We start from the raw sequence: 17,188 nt of genomic DNA, 5'->3' as shown, positions 1-17,188 counted from the left end.
CCAGAACAGATTGATTCCAATAAGCGGATAAAATATTAAAAAGAAAAGAATAACTGCTCCAATAAGCCATAAAACGCTTTGGATAATTCTCCAGATCAAAACAGATTTAGAGGATAACTGATTCCCGGATTTATATTTAGGTGTTTCCATTATATGTGTAAATTTAATAAATCAGGATATAGCAAAATAGTCAATCCATTTTTTGATCGGTGAATTATTTTAACCGGAAACAGTGATAGACAGATTGACAAATAACAGGATCCGATTTCTAATGCTTACCTTAAGCATTAGATCTGTTTATTATGAAGGCCCATCGCCAAAACCCATACCTTACCTCAGAATCGTCACCGCTCCTGAAATAGGTTTACGCCCCCTGGTTCGCGGATCAACAATATAATAATAGGTCCCGAGAGGGAGGTCAACTCCATTCATCTGACCATTCCATGGCTGGGAATAGCCCTTATCGCTATAATAAACAATTGCTCCATACCTGCTAAAGACTTTTACACTGGCATTAACATAGCTGTCGAGGTACTTAATATTCCAGAGGTCATTTACTCCATCTCCGTTAGGGGTAAAAGCAGTCGGTACTTCAGGTACCTTGAGTACTTTGATAAGGATATTGTCCATCGAAACACAGCCCTGATCAGAAGTTACGGTCAGCGTATAGGTAATATCCTCTGCCGGACTTGCAATCGGATCAGGAACATCATCCCGGCTTAAACCGATTGATGGTGTCCATTTATAGATCAGATTACTTCCTGAAGCAACTCCTTTCAGTCTGGTTTCTCCGCCCTGCAAAATAACAGTATCCCTGCCGGCATTAACCAGGGGTGTTGGCATCACCTTTATATCTCTGGAAAGAGAATCAGCACAGCCGTTAATAGCAGTAAATACATATTTGATAGTATGAATACCAACACCGGCAGCTGCCGGATCAAAAATTCCTGCCAGAGAAACGCCTTTGCCATAAAACTGACCGACACCTGCCTGTGAGTTCTTTTCTGCCGCCTGGGTAATCTTGAAAGGAGAAAGCTCCTGACAAACATCAGAAAGGGCAGAAAAAACAACTTCTGGTGCCGAAAGCAAAGAAATTATTTTTATTTCTTCATCAGCACATGTACCACCGGAATAAGCCAGCATCCTAACCTTAAACAACTTACTTGCAGGCGAGCTGAACAGCGGGTACTGAATTCTGTATTCCTTTCCCGGGACCGGATTTTCATCAACCAGTTTAAAGCTCTGATCACCATCAAAATCGAAATACCATTCAATCTTCCCGATATCGCCGAAATCTACAGTTGAAGTATTTCTGAATACAACTTCCTTATTACTGCAGAGTTGGGTGGCATTCAGAACATCAAATGAAGCGGTTGGAATAGCACCATTCACTGTAAAAGATTTAATCAATGTTGTGGCACAGCCATCTTTTGATGTTACTGTCAGACTTACATTATAAACACCTGCACGTGTATATCTATGCTGAGGGTTTTTTAATATTGAAGTATTCGGATTAGATGTAGTTGAAAGGGCAGCATCACCAAAATTCCATAAATAAGTAAAACTGCCTGATCCATCGGCTATTGAGCTTGAATCTGTGAATGCCGCAAATGCATCTTTAATACATACTTCAGGAACTCCAAAATTTACAAGAGGCACAGGATTTACAATAACCTGACGGCTAAGTATATTTTCGCAACCTTTATCAGTCAGAACCTTCAGGGATGCATTATAAGTACCGGTAGATGCATAGGAATGAGTAAAATTATCTACCGCCGGATATTCCACCGGAGTTGTACCATCACCTGGATCCCATATCCACTTAATAATTTTCCCTTCAGCCGATGTAGAATTATCCTTAAATGTGATGGTTTGCTGAACGCAGTCTGGTGTACTGAAGCTGAAATTAGCTACCGGATTAATATTAACATGAATATTCTGACTAATTACTTCAGATTCACAGCCGGTTTCTCCTTCTACCATTAGCTTTACCACAAAATTACCACCCTTTGTATAGGTATGCGTTGGGTTCTGATCTGTTGATACTGTATTATCTCCAAAATCCCATAACCATTTAACGATTTTTCTGCCATTAGCTGCACTGGTATCTCTGAATGTTACCGGAACATTCAAACATGCCTGACTCAGAGAGTTAATAGCTGCACTCGGAGGGTTGACTGAAGAAAATTGCAGTTCAGTAACTTCTGTACTGCCGCAACCATCAGTTGAGGTTTTATTAGCAGTTACAATAATCTTATAATCTTTAAGTTCACTATAAATTACTTTATTAGGGAACAAATATTCATATAAACCATCAAGTGGATTCGCATCAACCGGAACCGGATTCAAAACCTCCAGGGGAGCAGATCCGTCTCCTAAATCCCAAAGTATCCTGTTAGTTGTTGAATTTAGTTTAACACTTAAATTCAGCTCTTCTTTTACACAAACTGTAGAAACTTGTTTTTTAGTACTGGCTTTTCTGATTTCAACGCCAAGCCCCTTAACATTAGCCCCCGCTGCATAACCATAAGACTCTGCATTACCAAATCCATAAGCAATTGCATTAAATCCTTCGCTGGCTTGCAGATTATGAGTTCCGGCATTTACAGGTATCTGTGCATATGAATATCCGGGCTTATCAGGCACAGATTTAAACAAGGCAGATTGTGAAACACCATCTAACTTGAAACCTGAAACGGCAGTACCCGGAATTACCACATTAATAAAGTGCTTGGTAATCTCATACAGTTTGGTAGAGTACATGGTAATCTGCGAAAGTGTTTGTTCCAATGGATTTAAAAAAATCATTTCCGGATCGCCTACATCTCCCGGCACATTCGTACAGGTAATGGATTTGCCCTGAGTAACCGCATATAATGCCACCTGTATAGGTTTATTAGATTCAATATAGTTTACAGCCTGACTCGGAAACTCATAATAAAAGTTATTGATAAAGCTTGTGGCTGGGATTACAGTCCCATTCAGTTTTACAACCGCATTGGGGTCACTTTTAAAAATACGGTAAACATCGTAATTTCTATCTTTTGAGGGTACGGTAATAAAGGTTTTTCCCCATGAAGCAGTAGGGTATGCCTGCTGAAATAAATTATCAGAAGATCCCGCATATCCGGTCGCATCAAGACATCCTACCGCAATCTTTCCACTTCCTGAGAATACAGCTATCTTCTTGCATGGCTCAGATCCAGTTGAAATGGACTGAATTCTGGTACCTGTAAGATCCCCTCCTTGCGTTGTATACTGCGTTACATTTTGGCCAAGATTATTACGGACAATTTTTGAGATTAAAGAGGCCTGAATACCTAAAACCTGATAAATTTCTCCCTTGTTCAATTTTATAGGTGCTGATTTAACCCCTGCTTTTAGTCCACCCTGTGTATCAACAGAGGGAGTAATTTCAATCTCTGTATTGTCTTCAGTTGCTACCACAAAAAAGAAAGAATGTGAGTTGGGACTGTTGGATATTTGCTGGTAATTCAGCGAATAATAATCTTTACCAAGCGTATTTGTGGGCAATACTAAAGTTGCTCCGGAAACTGCCTGATCATAAATATGAGCATATACAACGATAGGTAAAAGTGAAGTAATATGAATACCCTTGTTACTAATTTTACCCTCTGTATTACCAATATAGGCAGTTTGAGGCACGGTAACATTGGTTATCGCATTAGCTGTAACCTGAAAAGGTATGCTGGTTCCCCCTACCTCCATAACACCGGATGTATTAACATCTGAGGTCACATAAACAACCATTTCCTGGCCAATAGTGTTACCGTACCCTGCCACATGGTTTCCATAGGCTAACCAGAAATCAGTCCCTTTATTCGATGTATTTTGTGCTGAAACAGGGAGAATCAGGCCGAATATGAGAAATAACAAACAGATTAATCCGGAAATTTTGTGTTTCAAAGCAATTAACAAGCAATTATTAAATAAAATGCACTCCGGATTTGAATCCGACATTAAATCTACGTAAAGACAAGGAATGTCAGGTTCAAAAAAATACAGAAAAACCTTGTCTGAATCTTAATCAATTTAATGAATGGGATTAATCCATACTGACAAACTTTACAAAAGACGGTTTATCAATCTGCAACTTCTGTCCGTTTGGCGTAATTAATCCGGTTTCTTTATCTCTTTTAAATACTACAATTTCATTCGTTACCTGACCGGTAGATAATAACCAGTTTCCGGTAGGATCGATTGCAAAAGTCCGTGAGCTTTTACCCTGAGAAGCCTGTTTACCCACCGGATGAAGCATTCCGCTTTTCTGATCAATCGAGAAAATGGAAATCTCATTTAAAGTACTTCGCGTACTTGCATACAAAAATTTACCATCTGCAGACACCTGAATATCAGCACCATGGCTCGGACCTGTATGACCCTCAGGAACCAGGGAAACTGATTGAATCTTAGTTAAATTGCCATTTTTATATCCAAAGGCATAAACGTTTGAATTGATCTCAGTGACTACATAAAAAAAACGTCCATTCGGATGGAAGGTACTGTGTCGGGGGCCAGCTCCCGGATCAAGCAGCACAAAAGGCTGCGCTGCCGGACTTAAAGCTTTAGGCCTATTCAATGGATCGAATTTGTAAATATTAACCTTATCAGTCCCCAGATCAGCTGCCATCACATATTTATTATCAGGCGATACAACGGCTGAATGCACAAATGGTTTTTTCCTTGCAATGCTTTTTCCCTCATGCTTAATATCCTGAATATCGGCACCGAGACTTCCATCTTTTTCAACAGGTAATGCAGTGATCGATCCACCACCATAATTAGCTGCAAATACATACTTCCTGTTTTTGTCAACTGAAATATGTGTTGGGCCATCGCTACCTGAAGGCTGGCTATTGATAAACTTCAACTCGCCTGTTTTTGGCTCAAAAGAATAAGAATTGATCTTGCTGCCCTGTCCTTCTGAAACTGAATAAAGAAATTTCCGATCAGTTGAAAGTGCAAAATAAGAAGGGTTATCGGCGATCACCTTTGATTTATAAGTCAAAGATCCATTTCCAGAATCGAACTCATAAATATAAATACCTTCACTTTTACCGGGAGAGGTATAAGTGCCGATGAGTAAATGATACTTTGTACCCTGAGCAAATAAGGTAGCACTTAGAATAAGGCAAGCTATAAATGAAAAGACTTTTCTATAGTTCATGTTATACAATTTAAGGAACTAAATGTATAAAAAATACGATTCAGAAGAGCACTCATTCTGCGCATTATGATTATTCCGGCAGGACTGATGGTCAACAGGGGATCTTCAATTTATTAAACAGAGCAAAATTCTGCCGGATCTTACTTAAAATTATTTGAATCAGCATACATAATGCATCAATTCAATTGCTAATTGATCTTCCCTCTTTCAGATATGAATTAATTTATTTTATATTTATGGGTACGTACACAATCAATCTATGAGAACAAAATCTATATTGCTGCTTTTCCTTTGTACCGCACTGTCGTATAAAGCTTATTCACAAAAACAGGTAAGAGTTAATCCGCTTCCCGACAAAACCGGCTTTACCGTCGAAACATCAACGCAAAATCTCGGAAATGGATTCTTTGATCATGGGGTTGCCTCTCCTATCAGTAATCACCGCGGTGTAGTATCAACCGTTGACGGGAATGGCAGAAATGTGGTCCTGGTTTGGCTTTTCGATCACAGAGGTGGCTATTCATTGCTCATGATTGATGCAGAGACAGGAAAAAGTGAGGAATTCCCTGTAAAATTTGATCCAAGACAGGATACGCCATATTCTTCAATTCTATCGGGTGATAATAAGTTTTACACTCATTTCAGCGATCATTTTACTGAATTTGATCCGGTAAAAAGGGCCTTCACTTTCACACAAAAAACTATGCCTCAGATGGCTATGTCTATGACTGAAGATGATAAAGGCAGAATATGGTCGGTAACCTATCCAAACAGCGGACTGGTTGCTTTCGATCCTAAAAAACGGGAACTGAAAGACTATGGTTATGTTAATAAAGAAAACTGGAGGCAATATCAGCGCACAATTGTTTCTGATGATGCCGGATGGATTTATTTCGGAATGGGAAATGCCTCAAGCCAGATCGTTTCTTTCGACCCGAATACCGGTCAGGCAAAGGCTATTTTGCCGGCAAATGAACGAAAATTAGGTACTGCCGCGGTTTACCGCGATCAAAATGGAAGAGTTTATGGTCGTGCATTGGAATCAGTTGATAATGAATGGTATGAACTTTATAAAGGTGAATACAAAAAAATAGGTGAATATAAGGACCGTAAACCGGTCAATCAGATTACGGGCTCACAAAGTCTGTTTCACCGAAACTTCCCGGATGGCAGCATACTCAGGAATCTTGATCTGGTAAACAGAATATTGATTACTGAAAATCCAAAGACCAAAGCAACAAAAGAAGTATCGTTCGATTATACCAGCGACGGGGCTATCGTTATGGGTATTGGTACTGCACCTGATGGTACAATCGTGGGTGGAACGGCTTTCCCGATGCGATTTTTTAATTACGACCTAAAGAAAGATAAATGGGTAAACCGTGAGGCTCTTGGTCAGTTCAATGCATTAATTAATCAGAATAAAAAGGTTTATTTCGGGGTGTATGCCGGAGGACATCTGATCGAATGGGATCCTTACAAACCATGGGTTCCTACAAAACTGGATAATCCTGAATCAAACCCGGTTCACCTGACCACAGTTTCTCCCGATCTGATCCGTCCATACCGCATTATTGCACATCCCGATGGCAAAACAATCGTTATGGGCGGCACCCCGCAATATGGTGCTACAGGCGGTGGTTTATTGTTTTATGACAATAAAGCCAAATCAAGAGTCATGCTGAAAGATTATGAGGTAGTAAAAGATCAAACCAGTATGAGTCTGGTTCCTCTTCCGAAGGGAAAACTTCTTGGAGGTACAACTACTTCTCCGGGAACCGGCGGAGAAAAGAGGGCAAAGGAGGCGCTCCTTTACATCATGGACATGGACAGCAAGAAAATTGAATGGCAGGAAGTTGTATTCCCCGGTGTTCAGGAATACAGTGAAATGCGCATGATGCCGGGCGGATTGGTTTATGGAATTACCGACAAAAGAAAGTTTTTTGTATTCGATCCTGCAGCAAAGAAAGTAGTATATACCAAAGACATCTTTGCCGAATTTGGTCCAACCACAGCCGAACAAAGTCCCAGAATATTTGTTGACGGTCCGAAAGGCGAACTATTTATCCTGTTTGCCAAAGGAGCTATTGTTCAGGTTATGCCTGAAACTTATGATACGAAACTGATTGCTACAGCACCCGGGCCAATAAAAGCCGGTGGTGATTATGCTCATGGCCGGATTTTCTTTGTCAGCGGTTCGCATTTAATGAGCTATAAACTAAAATAAACATCAATCATTATCAATCAATTTATGAAGCAGATTCTATATCGTTGTTTAACCATATTATTACTGTCAGTTCTTACGGGCAGTGCTTATTCACAGCGTCAGTACGGCGGATTTTACACCAGGGAAAAAATTCAAAATCTCAGAAATAACTGCGAAAAATACGACTGGGCTAAAGAATTAAAAAACTCAGTACTTAAAAGAGCATCAGTATTCGCAAACAAAAGCGATGAAGATCTCTGGTTCCTGGTACCCGGACAAAATACACCGCGCTGTATCGATGTTACACTGGATCGTATTGCAAAAGGTCCTAAAGTTTTAGGTTGCTTAAAATGTGGACTGGATGTACTTAAATATGGCAATTATCCATACAACCCTGAATTTGAAGACAAGCCCTGGAAATTAACCTGCCCTTCATGTAAGAGTGTTTTCCCTACCAACGATTTTGGTAAATTTTATGAAAGTGCCCTTGATGAACGCGGACAGTTTGATGCTTCAAAAGGCGATAAAAGCCTGCTTTTCAATACAGCACATCCTGATCCTTCTGATCCGATGCATAAATATGGTGTAGATGATGGCTATGGTTTCATTGACCAAAATGGACGTGCTCACCGATTTATCGGATATTATGTATGGAAGAAATGGGATTATATCAGCGATGGACTTGCAGCATTGGCAGAAGCTTATATTTATACCGGAAACAAAATGTATGCCCGCAAAGCTGCAATTCTTTTAGACCGTATTGCTGATGTTTATCCTGAAATGGACTGGAAACCATACGCAGACAAAGGCTGGTACCATTCTGACGGTGGCCGTAACATGGGGAAAATACATGGCCGTATTTGGGAAACAGGCATCATACAATCATTTGCTGATTCCTATGATAAAATTCTAAGTGGAACCACAGATAATCCTGAGTTATACAGCTTCCTTAAAAGGCAATCGGAAAAATACAAAATCGGAACAAAAGGCAGCCGTGCTTTATTTGTTCAAAATGTTGATGATGGTTTGTTGAGAACATCGTTTAAATCGATATTATCCCAGCAAATCAGCGGAAATCAGGGGATGCATCAGCTTACTGCGGTTGTTTGTGCGATGGCTTTGGATTCACAGCCTGAAAGTAATGAATGGATCGACTGGATCTTTGCTTCAGATGGCGGAAATATTCCATCGTTAATGATCTCAACTTTTGACAGGGACGGAACATCAAACGAAGGTGCACCAGGTTATGCACTAATGTGGGGGCGGCTGATTTCACAGGTTGCAGAAAGACTTCAGGAATATCCTGCCTATACCAAACATAACATTATTAAAGAATTCCCTCAATTCAATACAACATTCCTTGTTGCATACCGGATGGCTGCACTGGGAATAGCAATCCCGAATATGGGCGACAGCGGATCTACCGGCCTTGTCAGCAATGGATACGCAGACCCTAATTTCATTACCAAAGGCTTTATTCTGACCCGCGATCCGGAATTTGCCAAAGCAGCCTATATTTCCAATAAAAACTCGGCAGAAAAGCTTGGAAGGAATATTTTTTCAGTTGACCCTGACGCCATCAGCAAGGAAATAAAAAAGATTGCAGAAAGTACCGGAAAAAGAGCTGAAGGTGGATATCTGATGAGCGGCTTTGGTTTGGCTCTGCTTGAAAACGGACGTGGAAACAGTGGAGTGGCAATTGCCAATAACTATGGAAGAACCATCATGCACGCTCATCCTGACCTGATGAACTTCGACCTGCTTGCATTTGGTAAATGGCTTGCTCCTGATCATGGATACCCGGAGTTTGCAACTAATATTCCGAGTAACCGCGACTGGACAGGAAGTACCGTTTCACATAATCTGGTATTTGTGAATGAAAAGCCTCAAAAAGAAGTATGGGGTGGTTATACCAAATTATTTAAACAAATGAAAGGTTTCGGAGTATTCGAAATCGACGGTAAAAAAGCATATCCTGAAACAAAGACCTATCAGAGAACTATGTTCCTGGTAGATGCCGGTGCAGACAGTAATGCATATATAATTGATTTGTTCAAGGTTGAAGGAGGTCAGGATCATCTTTACAGCTTCCATGGTCCTCCGGGAGAAATCACAAGCAATGGACTTAAACTTACTGCCCAACAGAAAGGGACTTATGCCGGTGAGCATATTGAAAAAGGTATTGCAGCCAATGGCTTTCCTCAGGGTTATTCATTCTTTTATAAGGTACAAAGAGATCTGAATCCCCCGTCTCAATTCATGCTCGACTGGAAAGCGGAAACCGGATACCGCGGATTAAACGCAGATGAAAATGTACACCTTAGAATGTATGCGCTTTCAGCTTCAAATGATATTGCACTCGCTGATGGCGACCCTCCGCAAAATAAAGCAGGCAATCCTAAAAAACTGGGCTATGTGCTGATGCACCGCAAAGGCGAAAACCTGAGCAGCACATTCGTTTCAGTATTTGAGCCTTATCGTAAGAATCCTTTCATCAAATCGGTAAAACGTATTGACAATGGTCATGAAGCACAGATCGCACTCGAAATTGAGCATACGAATGGTGCTATCGATTATGTTCTTTACAATCCGGAGTCAGACAAACTGATGAAGCTTCCTGACAACACCTCCATGTCGGGAAATATTGGATTCATCAGAAAACAGAACAATCAGGTTAACAAGGCAATACTTGTGAACGGAACTACATTGAATCATGGAAGCCTTAACCTTAAATCTGGCGGACAGATCAAGGGTAAAATTGTAAAAATGAATAAAAATCCATCAGGCAGCGGATGGGTATTGGTAGATCAGATCCTTCCTGAAAACGGCAGCCTGAACGGTGAGCAGTTGATTATCTCTACCAATGGAGAAAGAGACGCTACCTATACCATCAAAAGCATTAAGCGCGAGGGCAAATACAGCCGCATCGAATGCGGACCAATTACATTTGCGATGGGGTTCAAAGATCCTGAAGTAAATAACCCTAAAGACCCTTACGCTAACTATATCTACGAATTTGAGGAAGGTGCTGCATTCAGCATCACCTCACATACAGAATGGCCATCTAAATAGAAAAAACATGTCAGCAGAAAATTTTAACAGAAGACAATTTGTACGGGCAGCATCATTAAGCTCTCTTGCTGCCTTAAGCATGGGTACCCCGGTACTGGGTGCTGAAATGAGCTCAGAAAACGATGCTGATAAAAAGGAAAAACCTACCTGGAAAAAAGTAGGTAATACTATTTATGGAGCAAAAGCTGATGAAACCGGGCCAATCGGCGGGGGTAAAGGATATAAAAATGTAATTACTTCAGGTGATTATACCGTTGATACACTTGAATCTCTGATCGAAGCTTTGGGAAAAGCCAAATCGGGTCAGGTCGTTTTTATTCCCGGCGATCTGATCATCGATATGACGACTTTTATCTACATCGATAAAATCAAACTGAATATTCCTGAAGGTGTAACTCTGGCAAGCGACAGAGGTCATAATGGTTCTGAAGGCGCTCAGATTACCAGTGATGGAATTGATACACCGGGGATGATTGATATTATGGGTCCAAATGTAAGGATCAGCGGTATCCGTCTTCAGGGACCAAATCCAAAAAGATACCTCGACCACCACAAACGTGCATTCAGTAAAGGCGGACCCGGCCATACCTATTATTATAAATTTCCTACATCAAGAGGTATCCAGTGCAAATTTCCTAACCTGCAGGTAGATAACTGCGAGATTTCTGCATTTTCAGGAGCCGGTATAAGCCTGCAGGCAGGGACAGGACATCATATCCATCATAACTATATTCATCAATGCCAGTATAACGGATTGGGTTATGGAGTTAGTCATGATCAGGCGTCATCTCTGATAGAATTCAACCTTTTAAATGAGAACCGCCACTCTCTGGCCGGTACCGGAAGACCATCCTGCGGATATATTGCCCGCAATAATGTGGAAATGGGCATTTCGCTGAGCCATAACTTCGATATGCACGGCGGGCGCGATCGTAAGGATAATACCAATATCGCCGGAACGACAATGGAAATCTATAACAATACATTCTATGCATCCCAAAGATCAGTTGTGATTCGCGGAGTACCTCAGGATAAATGTGATGTGCACCATAACTGGATGCCAATGCATAAAGATGCAGAAGCAGCGGTAAGAGCTGAGGAAAAAACACATGTAAACAACAACCTGTATGCAGATGGCAAAGTTGCCTGATATTAATCCAAATATGAAAAGCTCTTCCTTTGGCAGGAAGGGCTTTTTAAAATCAGATAATTACATTCGCTGAATTCAATTACTAAATTCTGAGGCATGAAAAAGTCCACAACAATTATTCGCTCCCACCCTGTTTTTATCCTTCTGTTGACTCTGCTGAGTTTCAACAGCTTCGCCCAGGATAAAAAGGAACTTGTGATTGTAACCTTTGGTAACTCTACCACTGCTCCCAGAAAAGGGATTGAAAAAGTATATGCAATCAGGATACACGAAGCATTAAGCGAAGCCGGAATTACAAATAAAGTAATTAATTCAGGAATTGGAGGAAGCCACACAGGTTCAGTTAAAGACAATAACAAAGCAAACATTGAACATGGAATGGATCGCTTTGAAAAAGCGGTATTGGCTCACCATCCTGATTGGGTTACCCTGAACTTTGGTCTGAATGATGCTTATCAGGATCAGGGAGAAGGTACTTCTTCGCGTATTCCATTGGAGACGTATATCGCCAATCTGAGCCATTTCATTACTGAAATTAAAAAGATAAATGGCCGGATCATTCTCCTCACCCCCAATCCCCTGAGTTCAAAACTACCTCCTTTCCGCCATGAAAGATTAAGACTCTATAAAGATGCAATCATTAAACTGGCCAAATCCGAAAATACCGAACTCATCAATTCATGGAAATTGTTTCAGCGCTATGCAAAAAAGAGTCCCGAAGGAATGGAAGGCCTCTTACCTGATGGTACTCACCCTATGGATACTGGTCATAAACTGATTGCAGACGAGATCGTGAAGATCATCAAAAAACATGAGCGCTAAACTCAGAGCTTAAACATCTTCTTCGCGTTATCGTATAAGATCTTTCGCTCTATTGCTTTATTTGCTGAGAGTTTTCTGACAGCTGCGATTGTACCTGCACCCTGACAAGCCGGTCCATGACCCGCATAATCATCACAATCACTGCCATAAAGCAATTTATCCTGATGTTTGCTCAGGAAAGCCCGTGCATGATCTTCATCCCTTGTCATAGAACTTAAACCTGAACCTCCTGAAATATCCCCGTACATATTTGGATAATCACTCATCAGGCGATCAGTTAAACCACCCGGCGTAACTTTACCTCTTGGATATAAAATATTCTGGTCCGGGTGATTCTTGTCAATATTAGCCCAGAAAGTCTGTGAATGTCCAAGGAAGGTTACTTTAGGATATTTCTCAAGCATTTTATGGAAACGTTCAAAGCCGCGGTTATACATATTATACTGCCAGTGCATTAAAACCGGGACATCATATTCCTGAGCAAGCTGATAGATCTTCTGCATTTCAGCAGAATCGCAATCCACGTTAAACTTTAATTCACCAATCATCTTTGCTCCCAACTTCAGATACTTCTCAAGTTCAGGAATTGCTCCCGGAAAATCAGGAACTTCACATGCTCCGAAAAGCATTTCAGGTGCACGGTCTTTAGCGTACTGATAGCAAACCTCATTTCCTCCTGCCCTTACCTGCAAGCCATTACTCACTCCGTAATGTGTTGAGCCATAATTCAAAGGGCGGCCTGCAGGAAGAAGAATCGTGGTGGTTACACCCATCATACGCTGATGTGCCAGCATCTTATCCTGGCTTCTTCCGGCATAGTCTGTATGCTGATGAATATCAATTATTGGTTCTGAGGGCTCTGAAATTGCTCCCTGAAGATTTAAAGCATATCCGGTAAGTAAAATACCTGTTCCGGCAATGAAATGACGACGATTGATTGTATTTTTTGTTTTCATAGCAACGTTTACGTACACAATTTACAAATGAATATTAATAAATCCTATGGCAGAATTTCATATTTTGCTTCATGGCATTAAGTACCTGAAAAATATATCCTGTTGTTTATTATAATTATCATCAACAGTATTTTATAGTATTGAAGTGGTCGAAAACACCTGATCACGGTCATTTTTATCCGAAAAACTAATAAATGGTCTATCCGTATAAGACTATCCTGAATCGCATGAACAAGAATAGCATGCGATATCTTTGTTACCCCATTTATTATGTTAAAATCTTGTATAAATTTGATTTAAAATTTAGTTAATAATATGAAAGCAGTTAAAGCATACGCCGCAAAGAGTGCGGATACTCCTCTTGAGCCCTGGCAGTTAGATCGCCGTGAACCTGGTCCAACTGATGTTGAGATAGAAATTCTTTATTCAGGAGTATGTCATTCAGATATTCACACAGCAAGAAATGAATGGAAAGGTACTGTTTATCCTGCAGTGCCGGGTCATGAAATTGTGGGTAAGGTAACCCGTGTTGGAGAGTCTGTAACACGATTTAAAGCTGGCGATACCGTAGGTGTAGGTTGTTTTGTTGACTCCTGCAGACATTGCAGAAACTGCAATGATGATCTGGAACAATATTGCGAAAACGGTCATACACAAACCTATAACTCTTTATCTCAGGATCGTAAAACAATTACATACGGTGGATATTCAACCCATATCGTTGTTACCGAACATTTTGTATTGAACGTTTCAGATAAATTACCTTTAGCCAATGTAGCTCCCCTGCTTTGTGCGGGTATCACTACTTACTCCCCATTAAAGCACTGGAATGTAAAAAAAGGAGATAAGCTGGCAGTTCTGGGTTTAGGTGGTCTGGGACATATGGCTGTTAAACTGGCTTCTTCCATGGGTGCAGAGGTAACTGTTCTAAGCCGTTCAAAAGGTAAAGAAGCAGATGCACAGCGGCTTGGTGCGAAGTACTTTCAACTTACAACAGACCCTGAAAACATGAAATCAATGGCAGGCAGTTTTAATTACATCATTGATACTGTTTCTGCAGACCACGATTATAATGAATATCTTGCTTTACTACGTACCAATGGCGTGATGATATTGCTTGGAGCTCCGCCAAACCCTGCAGATGTTTCCGCTTTCCAATTGATTGGCGGACGCCGCAGTCTGGTTGGCTCATTAGTTGGAGGCATCAAAGAAACTCAGGAAATGCTCAACTATTGTGCAGAACATAATATTTCTTCAGATATTGAACTAATATCTATGGATCAGATCAATGAAGCTTATGAGCGCACTTTGGCGGGAGACGTTAAATATCGATTTGTAATCGACATGAAGTCATTAAAATAAGCATTGCTTAAACCTGATATAATAATTAATTTGCATCTTAAACCTTCAAAAAACACAGATAAAATGAACAAGAAAATTCCATTCTTTTTAAGTGCTGCTGCAGTAATATTCTCCGCCATCAGCCTTGAGGCCAATGCCTCCACCGGCTTGATATCAGCGCAGGACACTACCAATGCACCAGTTGAAAAATTACCGCCAAACAATAGCTATTCTCCTGCCTTCATAGGTCAAACCAGAATTGCAGGAATAAAGACCCAAACCGCATTGGATATAAAAGTACTTGCAGAAGGTCTTAAAAGACCATGGGGCATTACTGTACTGCCTGATGGACGGCTTCTGATTACTGAAAAAATCGGAACAATGAGAATCATTACTACAACGGGAACAGTAAGTGAGCCAATCACAGGATTCCCTGAAGTAAATTCAGGTGGTCAGGGAGGTTTGCTCGGCCTTACCATTGATCCGGCATTCGCAAAAAACAGAATTGTTTACTGGACTTTCTCAGAAAAATCAGCTGAAGGAAACTTAACAGCCGTAGCAAAAGGAACACTTTCTGCTGATGAGAAAAAAATTGAAAATGTAAACGTAATTTACAGAGCAACTCCTGCACATCCGAGTATGGGACATTATGGCGGCCGTATCCTGGTTGACAAGACCGGAAATTTATTGGTTACAACAGGAGAGCGCTCTTCATTGGAAACCAGACCACAGGCTCAGTTCCTGACATCAGCAAATGGTAAAGTATTGCGCATTACTAAAGATGGAAAACCTGCACCGGGCAATCCGTTTCTTAAAAATGCTGAAGCAAGACCGGAGATCTATTCATACGGTCACAGAAACGTTCAAAATCTTGCATTCCACCCTGTAACAGGCGATATCTGGACCGCTGAATTTGGTCCGATGGGCGGCGATGAGTTAAACCTGGTAAAGCCGGGCAAAAACTATGGCTGGCCAACGATCACTTATGGACTGGAATACAGCGGGGCTAAAGTAGGTGATGGAATTCAGCAAAAAGAAGGTATGGAGCAGCCGGTTTACTACTGGAATCCATCCATTTCTCCAAGCGGAATGTCTTTCTACTCAGGCAATATGATCCCTGAATGGAAAAATAATCTGTTCATAGGTGCACTCAGTGGTAAACATATACTAAGATTGGTGATCAAAAACAATAAGGTTGTTGGCGAAGAAAGATTACTTGCTGATCAGAACCAACGTTTCAGATCAACAATGCAGGGTAAAGACGGAGCACTTTATGCAATTACTGATGAAGGAAGACTTTACAGAATAGCTAAAAAATAAGTAATCATCATTTTTAAACAAAAAAAACCGGACAATGTTCCGGTTTTTTTGTTTTTGGGTATGAATAAGGATATATTTTATCATTAAAATTCATCATATTTATTTTACAATAATATTCAGGAGCATACCAGATACATGAGATCAATTACCCTAATAATTAAAACTGTCTGCATAGGTTTAATATTAATCCCTTCCGCCATTTTTTCTCAGGAAAACAATTTCAGGAATTATACTCAGGAGCTGCAGGGAACAGATCTTAAATTTGACATGATCGCTATTCCCGGTGGTGAGTTTATGATGGGTAGCCCGGCCTCTGAAGCAGGACGTCGTGAAGATGAAGGTCCGCAGCATAAAGTTCAGCTCAGCCCCTTCTGGATGAGCAAATTTGAAGTTACCTGGGATCTTTATGAACCATTTGTTTACAAAAATCAGGAAACAAGGATCAGTAAAACTGCCCTCAGCCAGGAAGTTGATGCGCTGACCCGTCCAACCAAACCCTATGTTGATATGACCTGGGGAATGGGTAAAGAGGGATTCCCTGCAATCGGCATGACGCAATACTCAGCAATACAATTCTGCAAATGGTTATATACCCGAACAGGTGAGTTTTACAGACTCCCAACCGAGGCTGAATGGGAATATGCATGCCGCGCCGGCACCAATAGCCCCTATTCTTTTGACAAGGCGGGAGATATTAATGAATATGCCTGGCACAAATCAAACAGTGATAATAAAACACATCCGGTTGGAGGTAAAAAACCCAATTCATGGGGATTACATGATATGCATGGAAATGTAACCGAATGGACAATTGACCAGTATGTAGCCAAACTATATACTAAGCGGACTAATACAGTGGTTAAAGACCCTGTAGTTCCGACAGAAACTTTATACCCTCATAGTGTTCGTGGCGGATCATATGAAGATGAAGTAAAAGACCTTCGCTCAGCAAGCCGTCGCGGGTCAGACCCGCAATGGAAAGTTATTGACCCCCAAATACCTAAAAGTAACTGGTGGTTAACTGGCGGCACCTTTGTGGGGATTCGCCTCGTCAGACCACTCATCAAACCCTCAAAAGAAGAAATTGAGGCCTATTTTAATCGTGAACCTATAGCTGATTTCTAAAAAATATT

At 40.8% G+C, this 17,188-nt stretch carries 10 protein-coding genes; 7 read left to right on the top strand and 3 right to left on the bottom strand.

Going from position 1 to position 17,188, the window contains the following annotated elements:
- Window positions 1–330 precede the first annotated feature (330 nt).
- Window positions 331–3,897 carry a PKD domain-containing protein gene (locus P2W72_RS08050; protein WP_276360655.1) on the bottom strand — a complete coding sequence of 1,189 codons (3,567 nt, stop codon included), beginning with the start codon at window positions 3,895–3,897 and terminating at the stop codon, window positions 331–333.
- A gap of 169 nt (window positions 3,898–4,066) precedes the next feature.
- Window positions 4,067–5,188, bottom strand: a complete 1,122-nt coding sequence (locus P2W72_RS08045) for a lactonase family protein (protein ID WP_276360653.1) — start codon at window positions 5,186–5,188, stop codon at window positions 4,067–4,069.
- A 259-nt stretch (window positions 5,189–5,447) separates the two neighbouring features.
- On the opposite strand from P2W72_RS08045, the gene P2W72_RS08040 reads away from it, so the two are divergent.
- The 4 genes from P2W72_RS08040 (at window position 5,448) to P2W72_RS08025 (ending at window position 12,438) form a co-directional block, all read left to right on the top strand.
- The gene (locus P2W72_RS08040) at window positions 5,448–7,415 is read left to right on the top strand and encodes a hypothetical protein (RefSeq protein ID WP_276360651.1); all 1,968 of its coding nucleotides are present in this window, start codon (window positions 5,448–5,450) and stop codon (window positions 7,413–7,415) included.
- Between the two features lie 24 nt (window positions 7,416–7,439).
- On the top strand, window positions 7,440–10,466 hold the full coding sequence (locus tag P2W72_RS08035) for a heparinase II/III family protein (RefSeq protein WP_276360649.1): 3,027 nt from the start codon (window positions 7,440–7,442) through the stop codon (window positions 10,464–10,466).
- A 7-nt stretch (window positions 10,467–10,473) separates the two neighbouring features.
- On the top strand, window positions 10,474–11,616 hold the full coding sequence (locus P2W72_RS08030) for a hypothetical protein (RefSeq protein ID WP_276360646.1): 1,143 nt from the start codon (window positions 10,474–10,476) through the stop codon (window positions 11,614–11,616).
- Window positions 11,617–11,712: 96 nt separating this feature from the next.
- Window positions 11,713–12,438, top strand: coding sequence for a GDSL-type esterase/lipase family protein (locus P2W72_RS08025; RefSeq protein ID WP_276360644.1), 726 nt, complete (start codon window positions 11,713–11,715; stop codon window positions 12,436–12,438).
- Between the two features lie 2 nt (window positions 12,439–12,440).
- Here the strand turns inward: P2W72_RS08025 and P2W72_RS08020 are convergent, their stop codons facing one another.
- Complete coding sequence (locus tag P2W72_RS08020; protein ID WP_276360641.1) at window positions 12,441–13,394, bottom strand: amidohydrolase family protein; 954 nt, start codon at window positions 13,392–13,394, stop codon at window positions 12,441–12,443.
- Between the two features lie 315 nt (window positions 13,395–13,709).
- Between P2W72_RS08020 and P2W72_RS08015 the strand changes: the two genes are divergently transcribed.
- The 3 genes from P2W72_RS08015 to P2W72_RS08005 all read left to right on the top strand — a co-directional run bounded on the left by P2W72_RS08015 (window position 13,710) and on the right by P2W72_RS08005 (window position 17,180).
- On the top strand, window positions 13,710–14,756 hold the full coding sequence (locus P2W72_RS08015) for an NAD(P)-dependent alcohol dehydrogenase (protein ID WP_276360638.1): 1,047 nt from the start codon (window positions 13,710–13,712) through the stop codon (window positions 14,754–14,756).
- 63 nt (window positions 14,757–14,819) lie between these two features.
- Complete coding sequence (locus tag P2W72_RS08010) at window positions 14,820–16,055, top strand: PQQ-dependent sugar dehydrogenase (protein WP_276360636.1); 1,236 nt, start codon at window positions 14,820–14,822, stop codon at window positions 16,053–16,055.
- A 135-nt stretch (window positions 16,056–16,190) separates the two neighbouring features.
- Complete coding sequence (locus P2W72_RS08005; RefSeq protein ID WP_276360633.1) at window positions 16,191–17,180, top strand: SUMF1/EgtB/PvdO family nonheme iron enzyme; 990 nt, start codon at window positions 16,191–16,193, stop codon at window positions 17,178–17,180.
- Window positions 17,181–17,188: the final 8 nt, after the last annotated feature.

Origin of the sequence: Daejeonella sp. H1SJ63 (genome assembly GCF_029360775.1) — a bacterium.
GTDB lineage: Bacteria > Bacteroidota > Bacteroidia > Sphingobacteriales > Sphingobacteriaceae > Daejeonella.
Note: the sequence above shows the minus strand (reverse complement) of the source record. Positions and strands in the feature narration are given on the sequence as shown.